This is a genomic window from Pseudooceanicola lipolyticus, from assembly GCF_002786325.1.
Classification (GTDB): domain Bacteria; phylum Pseudomonadota; class Alphaproteobacteria; order Rhodobacterales; family Rhodobacteraceae; genus Pseudooceanicola_C; species Pseudooceanicola_C lipolyticus.
In genome coordinates, this window is the sequence record NZ_PGTB01000018.1 from 1 (window position 1) to 17,830 (window position 17,830).

The 17,830-nt window shown below is 61.9% G+C and carries 15 protein-coding genes; 9 read left to right on the plus strand and 6 right to left on the minus strand.

The window, feature by feature from the left end:
* Positions 1 to 50: 50 nt before the first annotated feature.
* The 9 genes from CVM52_RS07690 to CVM52_RS07725 all read left to right on the plus strand — a co-directional run bounded on the left by CVM52_RS07690 (position 51) and on the right by CVM52_RS07725 (position 10,475).
* Complete coding sequence (locus CVM52_RS07690) at positions 51 to 377, plus strand: H-NS histone family protein (protein WP_100161967.1); 327 nt, start codon at positions 51 to 53, stop codon at positions 375 to 377.
* A gap of 14 nt (positions 378 to 391) precedes the next feature.
* A complete protein-coding gene (locus CVM52_RS07695; protein WP_100161930.1) occupies positions 392 to 1,009 on the plus strand; it encodes a plasmid pRiA4b ORF-3 family protein in 618 nt (205 codons plus the stop codon).
* A 330-nt stretch (positions 1,010 to 1,339) separates the two neighbouring features.
* Positions 1,340 to 1,603: a pyocin activator PrtN family protein gene (locus CVM52_RS07700; RefSeq protein WP_020043354.1), complete on the plus strand. Its 264-nt coding sequence runs from the start codon at positions 1,340 to 1,342 to the stop codon at positions 1,601 to 1,603.
* Between the two features lie 135 nt (positions 1,604 to 1,738).
* Complete coding sequence (locus CVM52_RS07705; RefSeq protein WP_100161968.1) at positions 1,739 to 2,332, plus strand: DUF6088 family protein; 594 nt, start codon at positions 1,739 to 1,741, stop codon at positions 2,330 to 2,332.
* Positions 2,325 to 3,359, plus strand: a complete 1,035-nt coding sequence (locus tag CVM52_RS07710; protein WP_100161931.1) for a nucleotidyl transferase AbiEii/AbiGii toxin family protein — start codon at positions 2,325 to 2,327, stop codon at positions 3,357 to 3,359. The genes CVM52_RS07705 and CVM52_RS07710 overlap by 8 nt, the downstream gene beginning before the upstream one ends.
* Before the next feature lie 128 nt (positions 3,360 to 3,487).
* Positions 3,488 to 4,153 carry a hypothetical protein gene (locus tag CVM52_RS26570; RefSeq protein ID WP_133119808.1) on the plus strand — a complete coding sequence of 222 codons (666 nt, stop codon included), beginning with the start codon at positions 3,488 to 3,490 and terminating at the stop codon, positions 4,151 to 4,153.
* A 284-nt stretch (positions 4,154 to 4,437) separates the two neighbouring features.
* Positions 4,438 to 5,673 carry a metallophosphoesterase family protein gene (locus CVM52_RS07715; RefSeq protein ID WP_100161969.1) on the plus strand — a complete coding sequence of 412 codons (1,236 nt, stop codon included), beginning with the start codon at positions 4,438 to 4,440 and terminating at the stop codon, positions 5,671 to 5,673.
* Positions 5,673 to 9,110, plus strand: a complete 3,438-nt coding sequence (locus tag CVM52_RS07720) for an ATP-binding protein (protein WP_100161932.1) — start codon at positions 5,673 to 5,675, stop codon at positions 9,108 to 9,110. Before CVM52_RS07715 ends, CVM52_RS07720 begins: the two co-directional genes overlap by 1 nt.
* Positions 9,111 to 9,134: 24 nt before the next feature.
* A complete protein-coding gene (locus CVM52_RS07725; RefSeq protein WP_088624417.1) occupies positions 9,135 to 10,475 on the plus strand; it encodes an anti-phage deoxyguanosine triphosphatase in 1,341 nt (446 codons plus the stop codon).
* A 59-nt stretch (positions 10,476 to 10,534) separates the two neighbouring features.
* Here the strand turns inward: CVM52_RS07725 and CVM52_RS07730 are convergent, their stop codons facing one another.
* The 6 genes from CVM52_RS07730 to CVM52_RS07755 all read right to left on the minus strand — a co-directional run bounded on the left by CVM52_RS07730 (position 10,535) and on the right by CVM52_RS07755 (position 17,303).
* Positions 10,535 to 10,978 (minus strand): ubiquitination-like system serine protease family protein, encoded by a 444-nt coding sequence (locus CVM52_RS07730; RefSeq protein ID WP_205964907.1) that lies wholly within the window; start codon positions 10,976 to 10,978, stop codon positions 10,535 to 10,537.
* Positions 10,978 to 12,150, minus strand: a complete 1,173-nt coding sequence (locus tag CVM52_RS07735; protein WP_100161933.1) for a ThiF family adenylyltransferase — start codon at positions 12,148 to 12,150, stop codon at positions 10,978 to 10,980. The genes CVM52_RS07730 and CVM52_RS07735 overlap by 1 nt, the downstream gene beginning before the upstream one ends.
* Positions 12,125 to 12,523: a multiubiquitin domain-containing protein gene (locus CVM52_RS07740; RefSeq protein ID WP_100161934.1), complete on the minus strand. Its 399-nt coding sequence runs from the start codon at positions 12,521 to 12,523 to the stop codon at positions 12,125 to 12,127. Before CVM52_RS07740 ends, CVM52_RS07735 begins: the two co-directional genes overlap by 26 nt.
* An 88-nt stretch (positions 12,524 to 12,611) precedes the next feature.
* Positions 12,612 to 16,007: a UvrD-helicase domain-containing protein gene (locus tag CVM52_RS07745; RefSeq protein WP_100161935.1), complete on the minus strand. Its 3,396-nt coding sequence runs from the start codon at positions 16,005 to 16,007 to the stop codon at positions 12,612 to 12,614.
* A gap of 1 nt (position 16,008) precedes the next feature.
* Positions 16,009 to 16,584, minus strand: a complete 576-nt coding sequence (locus CVM52_RS07750) for a hypothetical protein (protein WP_100161936.1) — start codon at positions 16,582 to 16,584, stop codon at positions 16,009 to 16,011.
* Positions 16,581 to 17,303 carry an RNA polymerase sigma factor gene (locus tag CVM52_RS07755; protein WP_240620894.1) on the minus strand — a complete coding sequence of 241 codons (723 nt, stop codon included), beginning with the start codon at positions 17,301 to 17,303 and terminating at the stop codon, positions 16,581 to 16,583. Before CVM52_RS07755 ends, CVM52_RS07750 begins: the two co-directional genes overlap by 4 nt.
* Between the last annotated feature and the right edge of the window lie 527 nt (positions 17,304 to 17,830).

The window sequence follows — 17,830 nt, forward strand, 5'->3', positions numbered from 1 at the left end:
CTCTTTCGCATTCGTCTGCTCCTTCAAGGTTGGGCAGACTCTACATCATGATGAGGGATTTCGCGGGGGGCAGGTCAAACGCCTTGTCGCTTCCCGAGCTGAAGCAGTTGCAAAAGAATGTTGCGAAAGCCATCGCCAGTTTCGAGGACCGTCGCAAGGCCGAAGCCCGCGCCAAGGTGGACGACTTCGCCCGCGAGCTCGGGTTCAGCTTCGACGAGCTTGCGGAAGCGGCTCCCACCCGGAAACGCGCGACCTCTGCGCCCAAGTACCGCCATCCGGAAAACGCCGAAATCACCTGGTCCGGCCGTGGGCGCAAACCGGCATGGATCGCCGAGGCGCTGGCTTCGGGAAAATCGCTAGACGATTTTGCGATCTGACCGGGGGACCTGTCTTGTACCAGCCCGCGAATGCCGTCCGCCTGCATGTCTCTCTGGCGGAGATTGACCCGCCGATCTGGCGGCGACTTGTCGTGCCATCCGACTGGACGCTCGACAGGCTGCATCTGGTGCTGCAGGCCGCGTTCAGCTGGACCGACAGCCATCTGCATGAGTTCCGGATCGGCGGGCTGCGCTATGGCGACCCCGATCAGCTTGAGGATGGTTTCGGCGGACCGCAGATTTTCGACTACACCGGGGTCAGGCTGGCGGATTTCACCGGCCAGGATCTGACCTTCAATTACCTCTACGACTTTGGCGATGACTGGACCCATGTGATCCGGATCGAGGAGTGGCTATCCCTCGATCCCCTGCCCCGCCACGCGGAATGCACCGAAGGTGCCCGTGCCCGGCCGCCCGAGGACGTCGGCGGCCCCTGGTCCTATGCCGATTTCCTCGAGACCATCCGCGATCCGAACCACGAGGACCACAGCTCCAACCTTCGCTGGGCCGGCGGGCATTTCGATCCGGACTGGTTCGACATCGACCTGATCAACAGGGATCTGCGGAACACCTTCCGCAAGAACACCAGCCGACGCCTGCATCAGCCCAAGCCAAAGCCTTCTGGTCGGTAAGCGCGGAGGGCTCGGCCCTCAAGGCGGTGCTGCGGGCCTGGATGACCCTCCTCCCGCCGGCATCACCAGTGTGGCAGCGCCCCCAGCGGGATCCCGGGATGTCTGCACCGCAAAAGGTGCACTGGTCTTGCGGCCTCTCCAGAAGCGTTGCTTGGCGTCGAGGCTCCCGCCCGACTTACCCAAGCATGGGCTCCCTACCCCTTTCACACGCTTCGGAGAGTCTCTCCGACCCAACGTACCCGTCCGATTTGCGCTCCATGCTATCCGCTTCCCCGCCAACCCGCTGCGCGCCCTTCTCCCAACTATGCCATCGTGCTTCACTCCGGGATCATGAACACGGCGTTTCTCTTGATAGCAATGTATTCCGGGCGACCGATCATTCCCGCTGAGGATGTCGCCAGGGATTTTTTCGGTCTGAGTACCGACAAGTTCATCCGCAAAGTCTCGGCCGGTTCCATCGCCCTCCCCCTCGTCCGCATGGAAGCGTCGCAGAAATGCGCCAAAGGCGTCCATATCGACGATCTGGCCGAGTACCTCGACAAGAGGCGGGCTGCAGCCGTCAAGGAATGCCTGCAACTGCAGGGTCTTCGGTAAGCGTGTTCCCCTCTGAAAATCGCCGAAGGCCAGCCTGCTACCCACGGCACGAAGCCACCACCCTCTTCATCTCGCTCAACAGCACGGATTGAATTCTGTCAGAAAACTGTGTATATTTCTGACAGGAGAACAATGATGCAGCACCTTGCAGAACAGATATTGACCCATGCAGAGGGACTTCCGGAAGGAGCACCACTTGCCGCAAAGGGCCTGCTGCACCTCGGCAGCCGTGCCGGTGTGGATCAGGCTTTGTCGCGCCTTGCCGAGCGCGGCCAGTTGATCCGTGCCGGGCGCGGGGTTTACCTGCGACCAATCAAAAGCCGGTTTGGAACGCGCGCGCCGTCCGTGGAACAGGCTGTCGAGGCCCTCGCGGCACAACGTGGCGAAGTCATCGTTCCAACCGGCGCCGCTGAAGCGAATGCACTCGGGCTGACCACGCAAGTGCCTGTTCGATCCGTGTACCTGACCTCGGGTCGCAGCCGCACGCTCTCTTTGGGCAAACAACTCGTGGAACTGCGCCACGCCCCCAGATGGCAACTCGCCCTTGGGAAAAGGCCGGCAGGCAGTGCTGCTCGCGCCCTGGCCTGGCTTGGGCCGGAACAGGCAGAGACAGCTCTTAGATCGCTGAAGCAGAAACTGCCGGCAGCGGCGTTTGACGAATTGGTAACCGCCGCACCGCAGTTCCCGACCTGGCTTGCACGCAGTGTCGGAAAGGCGGCGCATGTCTGAGCCCTTCCTGTCGTTGTCGTCTGCAGACCGCAAGGAGGCCCTGTCCGTAGCTGCAGATCGCTCCGGGCGGCCCGCGCACCTCCTCGAAAAGGATGTCTGGGTTGTCTGGGCCCTTCAGACCCTCTTCAGTTCCGAGCTTGGTGAGCACCTCGTATTCAAGGGCGGAACCTCCCTTTCCAAAGCCTATGGGATGATCCAGCGCTTTTCTGAAGATGTTGATCTGACCTATGACATTCGGGCGATCGCGCCTGATCTGGTGGGCGACCGCGCCGAAGCCCTGCCAACCACACGCAGTGAGGAAAAGCGCTGGTCGAAAGCTGTCCGGGATCGATTGCCGAAATGGGTCGTCGAAGCAACACAGCCCTTGATCCAGAACGCCATTGAAGCGCAGGAGCTCTCAGCCTCGACACGGGCAGATGGCGACAAGCTTTTCATCGATTACGAAGCTGCCTCTTCTGGCTCCGGCTATGTCGCCCCGAGCGTCATGCTGGAATTCGGTGCGAGGTCGACGGGCGAACCGGCGAGCCCGCGTGACGTCTCCTGCGACGCAAACGGGCTGATTGAGGGCGTGACTTTTCCGACCGCGACACCGCGCGTAATGCATGCCGAGCGGACATTTTGGGAGAAAGCTACGGCGATCCATGTCTTCTGCGTCCAGGGACGGCTCCGCGGGGAGCGCTTCGCGCGCCATTGGCATGACCTGGTACGCCTCGACGATGCAGGCATCGCGGATGTGGCTATTTCCGACCGAGACCTCGCCTCAGCAGTCGCGCGGCACAAGCGTATGTTCTTCCCGGAGAAGACGGCCGGCGGAACACCCGTGGACTATGAAGCCGCGGTTCATGGCAATCTGCAACTGGTCCCAAACGGAGAGGCTCGCACCGCGCTCGCGGCCGACTACGCGCACATGGTCGACGACGGCCTATTGCTTGAAGACGCTGAGCGTTTCGACGACCTCATCGAACGTTGCGCATCCATTGCCGAGCGCGCAAAGCTCGCAGAAAACAATCAGCACATCCGCACCTGAGCAGGTGGGCATACAGACTTCACGCCAGATAGCGGAAATCCGATGATCTTGGCAATGTCACGTCTTGACGCAATGCCAAGGGTCGTTTTGACTTCAAATCTGTATTTCATCCTGCATCCGAGGCGCGCGTGCGACGAACGTCAAAGACCGAATTTCTCAGAGGGTTAGGCGAATATAATCCCGGCGCACATGGGCCTTCGGGAACATCCTCAGAGCGGCAAAGACTAAAAGAAAAAATCGCCGCATATGATGCTCAACGCGGCGGCGTTTGGAACTACGAAGATCTCTATCATATCCTGACTATGATCCTGAAAGGATACCCCGTAGATAAAGCGCGCGACACGATTGCGGCCTTGGATGGGCCTGGGGAAGCCGCTGCAAAATTAGGAATCTTTGACGGAATCTGCGGATATATTCCAATTGGTAAAGCAAATTTCATCGAACGTGAGCGACGGGCTATCGCCTTCGGAAAACATGAAGTCGACATTTCACCTGACTTTAGCTTCAAGGCAAATCAGGAAATTTTCGAAGTCTTCATTTATCCCTATAAGTCACCTCCACTCAAGCAGCAACAGAGGCATGCGATCGTTAACGCCATTGCCGCGACCGAGAGGAAAGTCCCGCATTTCTTAATTTTGGCAGAGTACCCAGAACTGTCCGGGATACGAAAATTCAGAGCAGAAACCTTTGATTTTCGTTACAGAGTTACTGAAGAGGGCTTCATAAAACACATGGAAACCTTCTATGATCTCCTCGACGAACGATCCAAAACAGGAGATTTATTCGGAGGATAGTGCATGGGCGACGATCGTGTCTGCCGCACTTGCGATCCCCCACCGCATGACCCGCCGCCTCAGAACTTTAGCTGAAAAGTTGTTGACGCACCCCAGTCACTTCATGAAGCAACAGGCCACTATCGCATAATTTCGATGGAGGATGGCATGGTGGCCCGCAGGAAGAAACGTGCCACAGAAACTTCACTATCGAGCAACCTCTCGCGCCCAGAGTCCAATGAAATTTCCCTTACTGTTCAATACGCAAGCGCCAGGCTCACGTGATCTATGTCAGGGGTTCGATCTTGATTAAAATTCTTCACACTGCTGACGTCCATTTGGACTCTCCCCTCAGGTCACTGGCCTTGCGCAACTCGGACCTTCGCGACGCGGTTGCAGCAGCCTCCCGGTCCGCTTTCCGCGGACTGGTCGATTTCGCCATCTCCGAACAGCTCTCCGCAGTCCTGATTTCCGGCGATCTGTTCGATGGAAAAGAGCGCAGCGCAAGAACGGGCGCCTTCCTGATGGCCGAGCTTGATCGCCTTGGCGATGCGGGGATCAAAGTTTTCTACATCAAAGGCAATCATGATGCCGAGAACCCGATCACCGGAACGCTCGATCTGCCTGCCCACGTTCACGCTTTCGATGCACGCGGCGGCATGGAGCCGCTGACAGACGACATCGTGATCCACGGTGTCAGCTTCGCGGACCGTCACGCGCCCGACAGCCTTCTGCCGCGGTTCAAACCGCCGGTTCCGGGCGCGGTAAATATTGCCATGCTGCACAGCTCGCTTGGCGGTGCGGCGGGTCATGATATCTATGCCCCCTGCAGCCTCGCCGATCTGGCCGGCATGGGGTTCGATTATTGGGCGCTCGGCCATATCCACAAACGGCAGGTCCATTCGGCCGCACCTTGGATTGTCATGCCCGGCACCCCGCAGGGGCGCGATATAGGCGAGTCCGGCCCAAAATCCGCAACTCTGCTGACCATCGATCAGGGCCAGATCGATATTTGCGAAGTGCCCAGTTCGGTCGTGGAATTCGCCCAAAGCGAACTGGATGTGACAGAGACGGAGAGCGACGAGGCTCTGCGCGGGCTGCTGAAGTCCCACCTGAGTGCGATGCGCAACCAGATCGCGGCGCCGATCGGCGTTATCCGACTGATCTTGACCGGAAAGCCGAAGCGCCATTGGCAAATCCTACGGGATCGCGACGTCTGGAGCGAACAGGTGAACGAGCTTGCCCAGGCCACCGGGGATCTCTGGATCGACAAACTCCTGTTCGACCTGCCGCCGCCGGACGCAACCGAAGGCGCAAGCGGCGCCGCCGACGAACTGGCGACGATCATGGCAACGATCCGCGAAGACCCTGGGTTTGCAGCCCTCGCCCGCGACGAGGTCGAGACAGTCCTGCAGGATCTGCCTGTTGCTCTGCGCGACCGGCTGATGGCGGATGGGGCCGCCCGCGATGCGATGGTGGATAAATTGACCAAGGCGGGCGCCGAACTCGTCCTGGCCCAGATGAAGGGGGCCGGACACTGATGCGGCTCCAGCGCCTCTCCCTTGATCGTTTCGGCCATTTCACCGACCGACACTTCGACTTTGGCTCGGCCTCCGATGGCCATGATTTCCACATCATCTATGGCCCGAACGAAACCGGCAAGACCACCACGATGGAAGCCGTCCTACGGCTATTCTACGGCTTCCCGCTGCGCGAGGGCTATGCGTTCAAGCATCCGCGCAATAACCTGCAAGTCTCGGCCAGGCTGGATATCGACGGTGTCTTGCGTGATTTCACGCGACTACCGACGCGCAGCGGATCGCTGGTCGACGCGACCGGCACCCCGCTGCCCGAGGCTGCCCTCTCCGCCCATCTCGCGGGATTGTCCGAAGAGGATTACCGCCGCCTGCTCTGCCTTGACGACGAGACAATCGAACGCGGCGGCGAAGAGATCGCAAATGCCGAAGGGGATATCGGGCGCCTGCTCTTTTCCGCTGCAGCGGGCGTGGCCGACCTGAGCACCGTTCTGGATCACGTCCGCGAGCGGGCCGACGCGCTATGGAAGAAACGCGGACGCACCACCCGCATGGCCGAATTGAAACGCGCCTTGGCCGACGTTGAAAAAGAGATCAAAGACCGCGACGTGACCGCCAGCGCCTGGAAGGCCCTCAAGAAAGATTTGCGCAAGGCACAAGAGGCCGAGCGGGAGGCGCGCAAGACGCGGGATGCGCTGAATCTGACGAAGGCGCGCATGGAGGCGCAGCGGCGTGCCCTGCCCCTGATGGGCGAGATCCGGGACCTGGAACAGGCGATTGCCTCTTTCGCGAGTTATCCCGATCATCTGGATTTCGATCCGGAACGGCTGATCGAGCTAAACAGAGACCGTGGGCTGGCCACACAGAATATCGCACGCCTGACCGAGGAGATCGCGAACCTCAGGGAAAATCGCGACGCCGTCGCCTTGGATCCGAAGCGTCTTGAGCTTTCGACCGCGCTGGCAGCGCTGGAGGATCTCGCCGCGCGGGATCGAACCGCACAGCTCGACCTTGACAGGCGCGAGGACGAACGGCGGGCCGCGGAGGCATCGATGAAGCAGGCTGCATGGGATCTTGGGGTCACCTCGCCGGACGTCGATCTGCAAGGGCTGGTCCTGTCGGGCGCCGATATTGCGTCTCTGGAGAGCGCCAGGGAAGCTTTGCGCGAGGCGATTTCCCAAGAAAAGATCGAGGCGCGCGAAACCGCCGAATTGAAAGAGCGGGTGATCGCCGCGACCGAAGCCATGCAGGATGGCGCGCCCGCGGATGAGGAACGCCCACAGGTAGCAGATATTCTGCTGCGCTTCGATGCGGAGACCCTCGCCCCTGCCTACGCCGCAGCGCAACAGGCGATCGCGGATATGAAGATCAAGGCGCGGCGCTCCCTGGCTGCCCTCTCATTCGCAGGCGTCACTTTCGATCACCTACCCGCCTGCCCGACCTCCCGTCACCAGGCAACCAACTGGGCCGAGCGCCATCAGGACTTGCTTCACGACCTGCGCACGACAACGGCAAAGCGCGACGAGCATCTGGAGGATGCGGAGGCCCGCGGGGCTCAGGCCAAATCACTGGCCCGGGACGCGAAGCTCATCTCGGATGCCGATGCCGAGGATCTGCGCGCGCGGCGCGATGCACGCTGGGCGGAGCATCTTGCCGCCTTGGACAGACAGACCGCCGCCGACTTCCACGAGGCAATGCAAGGGCATGATATCGCTGCCGAAGCGCGATTGGCGCAGTCCCGCGAACTGGCACAGCTCCGCGAAATCGGCCAGGCCGAAGCCCAGGCCCGCGCCCGTGCGGCTCAGACCGACAAACGCCTGGAAACCCTTCGTGAAGAACGCACCAATATCGAGGCCTCGGTCAGCGCGGCGGCGGCTCAGGTTGGCCTTCCAGACAGCATCACGCCTGCGGAATGGTTGGACTGGCGGCGAAGTCACGAGGCGGCCAGCGAAGATGCCCAGGCCCTGCGCGATACCGAAGAGACCAATCAATCCACCCTCCAACGCGCCGACGCCCTACTGGCCGAGCTGGCCCGGACCCTGCCCTTTCCCCCGACAGATCTGACCGGCGCCCTGGCGGCGGCCCGGCGTCAGGCCGAGGACGACCGCAAGCAAACCGACGCCCATACAACGGCCGAGGCAACCCTGCGACAGGCGCAGCGGGATCTTGCCCGGCGCGAAGAGCGTTACGCAAAAGCGTTTAAGGCAAGGGAGGATACGAAGAAGACCTGGCGCGCACTGGTCCACGACCTCCTCGGAGTGGCATTGCCCCCCGAACGGCTGGAGGCATCGCTGGAGCCCCTGCGCGCTTTGCGCGAACACGAAAACACACGGGCCGCAGCCGGGCGCCGGATCACAACCATGCAGGCGGACCAAAAGCAGTTCACCCAGGAGATCGACAGCCTGGCACGCGCCCATGGGCAGGAGCCTCACGCAACGGCGGCAAAGACATTCGCCGCCCTCAAAACCCTGGCGGAAAAAGCGCGCTCGGCCACTGAGACGGGCCGAAAACTCGACACCGCGATCGAGACGGCCGAGGCCGATCTTGTCGAACACAAGGATCGACAAAACGCCATCGACCAAGAGGTCGCGACCATCGCCATGCTTTTCCCCGATACGACCACCCCGGGCGATATCGGCGCCCTGCGCGAGGCCGCAATTCGCACGCAGAAAGCAATCGACAACCGCGCCGCGCTGGCGAAAATCACCCGCCAGGTCCTGGCCGAACTGGGCACGACCGACATCGAGACAGCCCGCGCCCAGCTTGCAGAGTCCTCAGTTGCCGCATTGGAGGGCGAACTCGACAGCAACCGATCCGATCTTGCCCATGCCGAGGACGAGCTGACCCTCGCCATTCAAAACCGCACAGCCGCCGAATATGCCCTAGCCGAGGTGAAGGGAGACGACACGGTTGCGGAATTGGTCGAGCAGAAAGCGACGCTGGAACTGCAGCTCGAAGAGGCTGCCTTGGAGCATCTCGAACTTTCCCTGGGCCATCACCTCGCCTCCGACGCCATCCGGCGCTATCGCGACAGCCATCGCAGCGGCATGTTGACAGCCACGGAAGACTGCTTCGCCAGTCTCACGCAAGGCGCCTATCCGACCCTGAGTACCCAGATCGACAAGGAGTCCGAGATTTTGCTCGCCGTCGATGGCAATGGGGTCAGCAAGCGTGCGGTCGAAATGTCCAAGGGCACGCGCTTCCAGCTATACTTAGCGCTGCGGGCAGCGGCCCACGAACAACTTGTCGCGCAGGGTACGAGGCTCCCTTTCTTTTGCGATGACATCTTCGAAACCTTCGACGAGGCACGCACCAGCGCCGCCTGCCGCGTCATGGAAGCCATCGGCGGACGCGGCCAAGCGATCTACCTGACCCACCACCGCCACGTGGTCGAGATCGCAAAGAGCGTTTGCGTAACGCCTCCGGTCATTCATGAACTTTAAGACATCGCGCCGAGGAGAGTTGATTTGAGTACTTGGAATGCTCGCCGAGAGGCCTGGAACCCGCAGAAGGAAGACGCCCGGAATATCGGGGATGTCGACTATGGCCGGGTGATCCATTCGGCATCATTCAGAAGATTGCAGGGCAAGACCCAGATCCTGAATCTCGGCGACAGTGATTTCTATCGCACGCGCCTGACGCATTCCTTGGAAGTTGCTCAGATCGCGGGAGGGCTCGCAGTCCAGCTCGCGCGCAGTTTCCCCGATCACTCGGCAACGGCAAGTCTCCCGGACCGCAGCCAAATCCATGCGATCGCCTGCTCCCACGACCTGGGCCACCCACCATTCGGCCATGGCGGTGAAGTCGCACTGAACTACTGCATGCGCGATGCGGAAGGGTTCGAGGGCAACGGCCAGACCCTGCGTCTCCTGGCACGGCTCGAAAACTTCTCTGCCGCTGCGGGGGCCAACCTGTCACGTCGTTCCATGCTTGGCGTCTTGAAATACCCTGTTGCACTCTCAAGGTTGCGCAACCCCGAATTGCGCCCGCGGTTGCAGGAGGGCCCTTCGGTTCTGCAAACCATCGACTTGAAAGCCTCGACTCCGCCAAAGGGATATCTCGACAGCGAAACCGACGTCGTCGACTGGATTCTCGAGCCGCTCGGCAATGCCGATCGGGATGCCTTCACGTCGATCGAAAAGCGCGAAGGCAAGCATGCCCGCACTCTCCACAAGTCTCTCGATTGCAGCATCATGGATCTCGCGGACGATATCGCCTACGGGGTCCATGATTTGGAGGATGCCATTGCACTTCGGCTCGTCACAGAGCGCCAGTTCCGCGACCTCGTTCCCGAGGAATCCTGCAAGATCTTTGTCGAAGAAAGGCGGCTGAAGGGCCCCACCGAGAGCAACGCCCCATACGAGGCCATGGTCGACGGGCTGTTTGGCGACAGCAACACGCGCAAGCGCTGGATCAGCCGGTGGGTCAATCATCTGATTACACCCGTCCGTTTCATCGAATGTCCCGAATTCCAAGACCCCTTGCTCCGCTGGCGCGTCGAGATTCCAGAAGGTCAGGCCCGCTTCCTCAAGGCCCTAAAAGAGCTCGTAATGCAGGTGGTTATTCGCAGTCCGGGCGTGCAACATCTCGAATTCAAGGGGCAATCCATGGTTGTCTCGGTCTTTGAGGCAATGCAATCAGATCCAGAACGTTTGCTCCCGCGCGATGCGCAAGCGAAATTCGAAGCAGCAGATGGCGACCTCCGGCACATCAGCGATTTCGTGGCTGGTATGACCGACACCTATCTGCTCAAGACCTATGAAAGGCTGTTCGAGCCGAGGATGGGCTCAGTGTTCGACAAGCTTTAGTGAGCCCTGTCCCTAGGGGACACTTCGAAATTAAAGCGCGATTCCTCCGTGAATTTGATCTACTTTCCGGTGAGCCATGCGGTGAAGCGGGCCCAGCCACTCTTCTTGACCTTCGAAGCGTTAGTGGCCGCAGGTGTGTCGGCAACAATCTGCACCGGTGGACCATACATTGCAGCCCGCGCTCGCCCATCGCGCAGAAGCCCTGCCGTGACTTCGGCGTCTGACCACGATCCAGCCTCCACAACTTTCCCCTCACGCAGGACGTAGTGTGACCGGCACTTCAGGAGCCAGTTGCCTACTGACGGGTGAAGTGAAACCACGTTGCCGTCGAACGTAATTTTCCACTGCGCCGGCGCGAACGGAGTCACCACCTCCTCCCCGCATCCGCAGCAGCACAAGTGCGCGGCCGTGGCGTACTCCATCGAGATGTAGAGGATGCCCGGGCTCAGTTCATCCGGCATGTGCCGGACAAACTGATGATCTAGGCGCTTGTACGTCAGCATCATTGATCCCCGTTCAGCAGCAGATTGCCATCGGTCGTGTAGGTGCAGTGGTGCTCGCCCTCCAGGTCCCGGTAGAAACCGCGCAGCTTCTTCCACTTGATCACCGCCAAGACGGCGTTGAGGGCGTTTAGGTCCGCAACCTGGATGTTGGTGGCGTAGAGGTCTGCGCCCTTGTCGTCACTAAAGTCGATGCGGCCGGCATGGATGTGCTGGCGCTTGGCCGGCGTGCTGGCGGTCATGCGCAGAATACCGCCAAGCGACCCGTCGTCGATTTGCAGGCCCATGCCAACGTCGATGAACGAGGCGCCGATCGCCTCAAGCTTTTGGATCACCGCCTTCTTCGACGGACCGTCGTCGATGCAGATGAAACCGAACGTCACCCCGTCCAGCAGGTGCGCGTTCGTGGTGTCGATCGCGACGGAATAGGGCACAATCCCTTTACGCATGCGCGAGTAGTTCTTCGCCCAGTAGTCAACCTTGAGCGGGAGTTCGCGCAACTCCTCCAAGGATGCCGCGCCCGGGGCCCTGAAGGCGTTGTGCGACACGAACTCGTCCGCATCGAACAAACGGATCTCTACCACCGGCGTCTTGGCGACAAGGTCGAAGACGTACCCGCCCGTCCCACCTAAGCCGATGATCGCGACCGTGTCCTGCGCCAGCTTCTCAGCCAAGGCGCCCAGTCCCGCGCGCCCCGTGGCGGTATCGACGTAGTTGAACACAGACGCCTCTTCTTCCTCGGGGACAGCGTTGCCGCGGGCGGTGACGCCCGGCGACACGGTCGTCGCCGGGCCCGAGATCACCGCGATGTAAGTCGTCATCTTGTGATGGTAGTCGCGATAGCCGCCCTCCGGTTTGTTCGAGAACCCGTGGCGTGCGACCAGACCGTGACCGAGGTTCGAAGCGTTGTCCTGATGGCGCAGCGCTTCGATCGGACGGCCATCCACGCCGCATGGGTACTCACCGATCCAGTGGATCACATGTGTCTCAGGCGGTCGGGTCTGGTCGCCGGCCAGGTTGAGGGTGGAGACCAGGGTCCCGCGCTTCAGCTCCTGCTTGGCGTTGAGGTACGGCACCTCGCGCAGGACCAAGAGATTGCCCTTGATCTGCACGAGGTAGCCGTCCTCTCGAAGTTGCTTCAGGTCGGCGCTACGAGCGAACGGTGCGGGTGACATTGAAGACCGTCCCTTTCCTCACCTTGACCTTACCGCCCGGGCCAAGTTCGCCCGCGTGCGGGTGCGCCGCCGCATGACGGTAGGTCATGGAATAGACCGTGTTCTGGTCCGCAGTACCGCCCGGGAAGGCGAGCTGCACGACCTGCTCGAACCCCGCGATCTTGCCGGGGATCTCGCGAGGGCGCGAGTTAACGATGATCTCGGTCTCGTGGTGCGCGAGGGCGCCTTCGATCTCATGCTCCGCTTTGCGGATTTCGTCCTCGGTGCGGTGTTCGGCCTGGTGGGCCAGCGTCAGGTCGTGCTTCGCCGCCTTCAGGTGGTCCAGCCCGTGCTCGATATCTGGCGGTTTACCGCCATTTTGGGGAGACGTCATTTTTCAGTAATCCTTCGTTTCGTGACCAGCCTCTTGGGCTACAAATGGTTAATCGATGCGAAGGCGGTGAACTGGTAAGAGGGCCAACTTAAATTTTCAGGGTGCCGGGCGAGACCGGGCCGCAAACGAAAAATGCCGGGCAACCGGGGCATGTGCGTTCCGATGGTACGGCGCTGAAGGCCCCGGCTCTGATCTTAGCAAGATAGGACGATAGGGTCAGCTGGCGGTTGCGCAACACAGTGGCGCTCAGGCTCAAGGGCGTGACCGCCTTGTCCGTAAGGTGGACCAGCTCGACGCGGGCGCCAGATCCACGCTGCTGCGCCGCCAAGAGCAACGAGGCCGCTCCGACATCGGAATCCTCCTTGGAGCGGAGCCGGCCCGTGCGCACGCGCCGGAATACCAGCGTCCCGTCGGGCGCCGTCACCACATCCTCCGCGCGGAAGATGAGCTCATCACCGTCCAAGGTCAGCCGAAGCACCGTGGGCGTGACGGCGGTGGCGCCGGCGCGCGTCGACCGGAAGTAGCGGACCATCTCGACTGCGGCGGCTTGCAGCTCGGCGAGCACGCCGCATTCCTCGAGCCCGTGGTCGATGCATGCACGAGCGACATGCTGGACAAGGTCCGTATCGGCCGTGATGTCGATCTCGCCCGCCACGACGGCCTGAGTCACCGCCCGCACGGCCTCGTGCATGAGCATATAGACGGTCTCGGAACGGCGGCCGCCGATCTGAAGAACATGGGTGTAGAAGAAGCGCCGCGGGCACGGCTCATAGAGGGACAGCTGCGAACCGGTGAACTGGAGCTTGCCGCTGACCACGAGGTTGATCGGCGCGTCTTCGGGCTTGGGCGGCAGCGTCCTCGAGGGCGTTATCGATCGACGCGCCAGGTTGCCCGCAAGCTGGTCGAGGAACGGCGACAGCGGCCGCGCCGCATCGTTGGACTTGTGGGTGACCGCGTAGAGGAAGAGACGGTCGCGCGCCCGCGACGCTGCGACGTAGAACAGGCATTCCCGCTCCTCCGCATCTCCCGCGCGGAACACCGTCAAGGCGTCGCCCTCGCCGCCGGCGATCATGCCGTCGGGCGGCAGGCACGCCGGGGACTTGGCGTTGCCCGGCAGGGTGTCCTGGTTCAGCCCGGGCAAATGGACGACCGGGAACTCCAAGCCCTTTGCGCCATGCACGGTCATGAGCCGCACCGCGTCGAGGCTTTGCGACGCGGCCGGCAGCTGGCGCAGGTCGCGATCATCGCCGATCCGGACCAGGCGTCGGACCCGATCGAGGAGGCGCCGCACGGGCCACCCACGCCCGTTCGGCTGGACGCGCAAGAAGTTCATGAACTGCCAAATCGCGATGCCGCGCGACCGATCAGACACCGACGTCGCGGTGGCGATGTCGGCGGCGATCCGCGTCCGCTCGAGCAGGACCGCGGTGAGGACATTCCATGGCGAGGAGGTTTCGGAAAACCCCGCGAGCACGGCTTGGAGGCGCGCCCAGGCGGCGCGGCCCGGTTCGCTCAACGTCGCAGGGTCGATCTTCGACCAGCCCCCCGGAACACCCTCCTCTTCCGAGTCGCGCAGCGCGCCGAGCACCACGGCGACGTCGGCAAGCGACAACGCAAACTGCGGCAGAGCCCCGACCCGAACGACGCCCATCGCGCGCGTATCGACGAGGAGTGACAGGATCGCCAACAGATCCTTGACCTCGGGGCGTTCGAACAGGCTGCCCAAGAAGAGCACCGGGATCCCGAGACGTTCGAGGTCCCGCCCGATCGACGACAGGCGCTCGTTGCCTGTGCAGAGCACAGCCTGGTCGCGATACTTGTAGCCGCCAGCGCGCATCGCCTCGATCGCGTCAGCGATAGCGACGACCTGTTCGTCGCCCTGTCGGACCGCGTGGAGCTCGACGGGCGCGCCGAGCGCACCGCGATCGGATTCGAGGCCGGTATCGCCGTTCGACACCTTCATCTTTGTGGCGAAGGACGAAAAGGCATCGACCACCTCTTTGGACGAACGGTAGTTGCGCTTCAAACGGCCGCGTGCGCCGCCGTGGAAATCCTCTTTGCCGAAGCGAGCCGTGTTGAACGACGAAGCGCCCCGGAACCGATAGATCGACTGCTTGGCGTCGCCCACCACCCAGAGATTCTCGCCCGTCGGGCAGATCGCCTCCAGAAGGCGAACACTGCTCCGGTTGACGTCTTGGTACTCGTCGACCAGCACATGGTCATAGGCGCCTTGAATGCTCGCCCGGACACCCGCGTCACTTTCGAGGAGCTGCACGGGCATCGACACGAGATCACCGAAATCGATGCAGTGGGCCCCGCGCTTGAGGCGTTCATAGGCGTCGTAGACCACGGCGACCTCCGCCGCCTTCTCGGCCTGGTCAATCTGATCACTGGTTGTCGCCCTCGCGTGCATCGCGGCCGCCAGGGCCGCGTACCCGTCAGCATCAACTACCTCGTCCTTGGCGCGCGAAATCGCCGAGAGAATATCGGCGATGTTGCGGGTCGGGTCGTAGAGGTCCTGGTAGTGCTTCAGGTGAAGCCGCGGAAACTCTTGCTCGAGCAGCTCAACAGCCTCGGTGCGGTCCATCATCCGCGGCTCGTTTGGAAGGCCGAGCTGGGGCGCAAAGCGCCGCACAATGTCTAGACCAAAGGCGTGGAACGTGCCCATCCACATTGCAGCGGCCGCTTCGGGGTACTTGCGCGCGATCCGCTCGGTCATCTCCCCGGCGGCCTTGTTGGAGAAGGTCAAGACGAGGATGCGTCGAGGATCGACCCCATCCGCGAGAAGGCCCTCGATGCGGCCCGTCAGCGTTTGGGTCTTGCCGGTGCCCGGGCCGGCCTCAAGCAGATAGGCGCCGCCACGATGCTTGGCCGCTGCGCCTTGCAGGTCGTTGAGCGGCCGCTCGACGTGCGGCTTCTCAGCGATCAGGGGTTCGATCGGCAGCAGCAATGCGTCGAGCAGTTGCTGTGAGACGACATCGATGGGCGCCCTCATCTGCGCTGCGATCTGCGACGCGGTCTGCCCCTCCTCGACGTGAAGTCGCCGCACGAGGGCCCGTGGCAGCAGGAACTCTCGCGCGAAGAGGTCCATCTGGACCTCGCGACGCTGATGGCGACCATAGTCGACCACCCGATCGAAGCCGACCGGAGACGGTTCGGACGGGCGGACCGGGTCGATCTCGTTTACGGTCACCGGTCCGGCTTCGTCACCAAGCTCAACGTGGCCCAGTTCATGGGCGACGAGGAACGCCTGCTCGAATTCCGAGCCGATGTTCTCGTGGATAATCAGGCCATCGGCGGGGACATATGTCGCCCGACCGCCGTCGAGGATGCCGGCCCCCGGGTTCGCCTTTTCGACGTCGAGCCCGCGACGCTTGGCTTCAGCGAGCGTGAACGCATAGGGCTGCCGCGGGTCTTTGCCGGTTGCAACCGCTTGCTCGTGCAGATCGGCGGCCCGGCGTCGGCCAAGTTCGGCGGCGTCCATCCTAGTCGACGTCCGCTAAAAGCCGAGCCCGGTCGTCGTCCGAAACGCCCGCATCGATCAATACGCGCTCGAACGACAGCTGCACGGCCGCGGCCGGCTGTGCGTCGGCCCGGTAGCTACGGGCGAACGCGGCCGCGGGCGGCGGCGATAGCCAGGCGAAAAGGTCGTCGGCCGAGATCGAGAGCGCTCCGGCGAACCGCCGCATGAAGCCACGCGGGACCGAGGCCGGCTGGATGCGACGTTCGCGGAACGAGGTCACGACCTGGCGCGGAATGCCCATTTCGACCGCGATCTCGCGACTACGGGTGGGCGAGAGCGCCCCGAACGGGTCGGCCGCTGATTTCGGTTGGGCGGCGGCGTGCTTCAGCCAACCGGCGTCGATCATGGCCACGTCCGCGGCCGAGAACTCGTTCTCCGGCGGCCGCGCCTGCATGAGCTCGCGCGACAGGTCGATCAGTTCGCCAGCGTACTGCGGATACGTGGTCAGATAGCGATCGAGGGTCACCTTTGCGTGGGTTTCTTCCATCGCGAACGCGTCGAGGACGTCTTCAAGCCGGTCAGCGTTTGGATCGGTCATTGGTCGTCTCCTTCGATCAGCACCCTACGCAGCGTCTTTATTGCCCGGTCGCGGTAGTTCCAGATCGTTTTCGGCGACTTTTTCAGGGCCGTGCAGATCGTGATGACGTCCGGGTCCTCGGAATGGATTTGATATCCTAGCATAAGCATCTGGATTGTCCTGCTTTGTTCTGGTGGCAGGGTCTCAATCGCCGCGTCCAGCCGCAACCGGAACGCCTCATTGTCGATTTCCAATCCCTCGAGCGGATTGGCCCTCCCTGCCGCCTCTTCGATCTCCGGACTGAGCTCGCCGCTGTCGTCTTCATAGGAGAGCGGCTGAAAGCGGTTTTCGTCGCGCCAAGCTTGCCTCTGCGCGTCCTGCCGCAGGCGTTTGAGCGCCATGTCGAACCGGATCTCGAAGAAATCGAGCCGCTCGTCGTATACTTGGCGGTCTCCCGCCATCATTTCGACGAAACGGCCATACACCTTCTCGCGGATGCGTTCACGCGTCAGCGAGCGTGACGCTCCGTCAGCGGCGTCTGCAGTTGGCAGAGCGCGTAGCACCCGGGCGGATAAGATCTTGTAGAGCCGCTCGAACCACGCGTCTGAGTTGTCGGCACGGCTCGCTCGCACAAAATAAACCAAGCACTCAGTGGGGATATACCCGGCATCGTCGCGCGCACGAATCTGCGCGCGGGCGAGAAGCTCGTCGCGCGAGAGGTCCTTCAGTGCATGAAGCAACGCCTCGATCCTCGCGGGTCGGCGGTATCTAGACTTGTCCTGTTTCTGCTTCCGTAGCGCTATAATCAAATTTACCCCCGCCCTGGAGTTCCCACAATTGCCCGCGCGCGAAAGCGACAGGCGTCGTTCAACTATCGGGCAGAGCCGTCTTAGCTACTCCCATTTAGTAATCGGCGCCAAAAGGACGAACCGGTAATCGTCGCGCCGAATATTTCGGTACGGCGAAAGACTACGTGCTAACGGCCCATGTGTCCTTATCCAATCTGAGGCTGAGCCCGTCAGTACAGCATGGCACAATCGCGCTCCCAACGGCTACGCACATCGCCCTCTCCCCAAAAATAATTGGTACTTGGTACAAGAGCAGAATGGATTAAGCTTTGATTTTATGACACAAATTGCGCTCTAACCGTCCAATCCATCATGGGGGCCACGGAAAGACGAAGAGAATGGCGATCTATCATTTTTTCTTACTCAGTTTCGCACCGCGGCCTGCACATGCCCGTCCATATCAAAATCACCCATTCCTG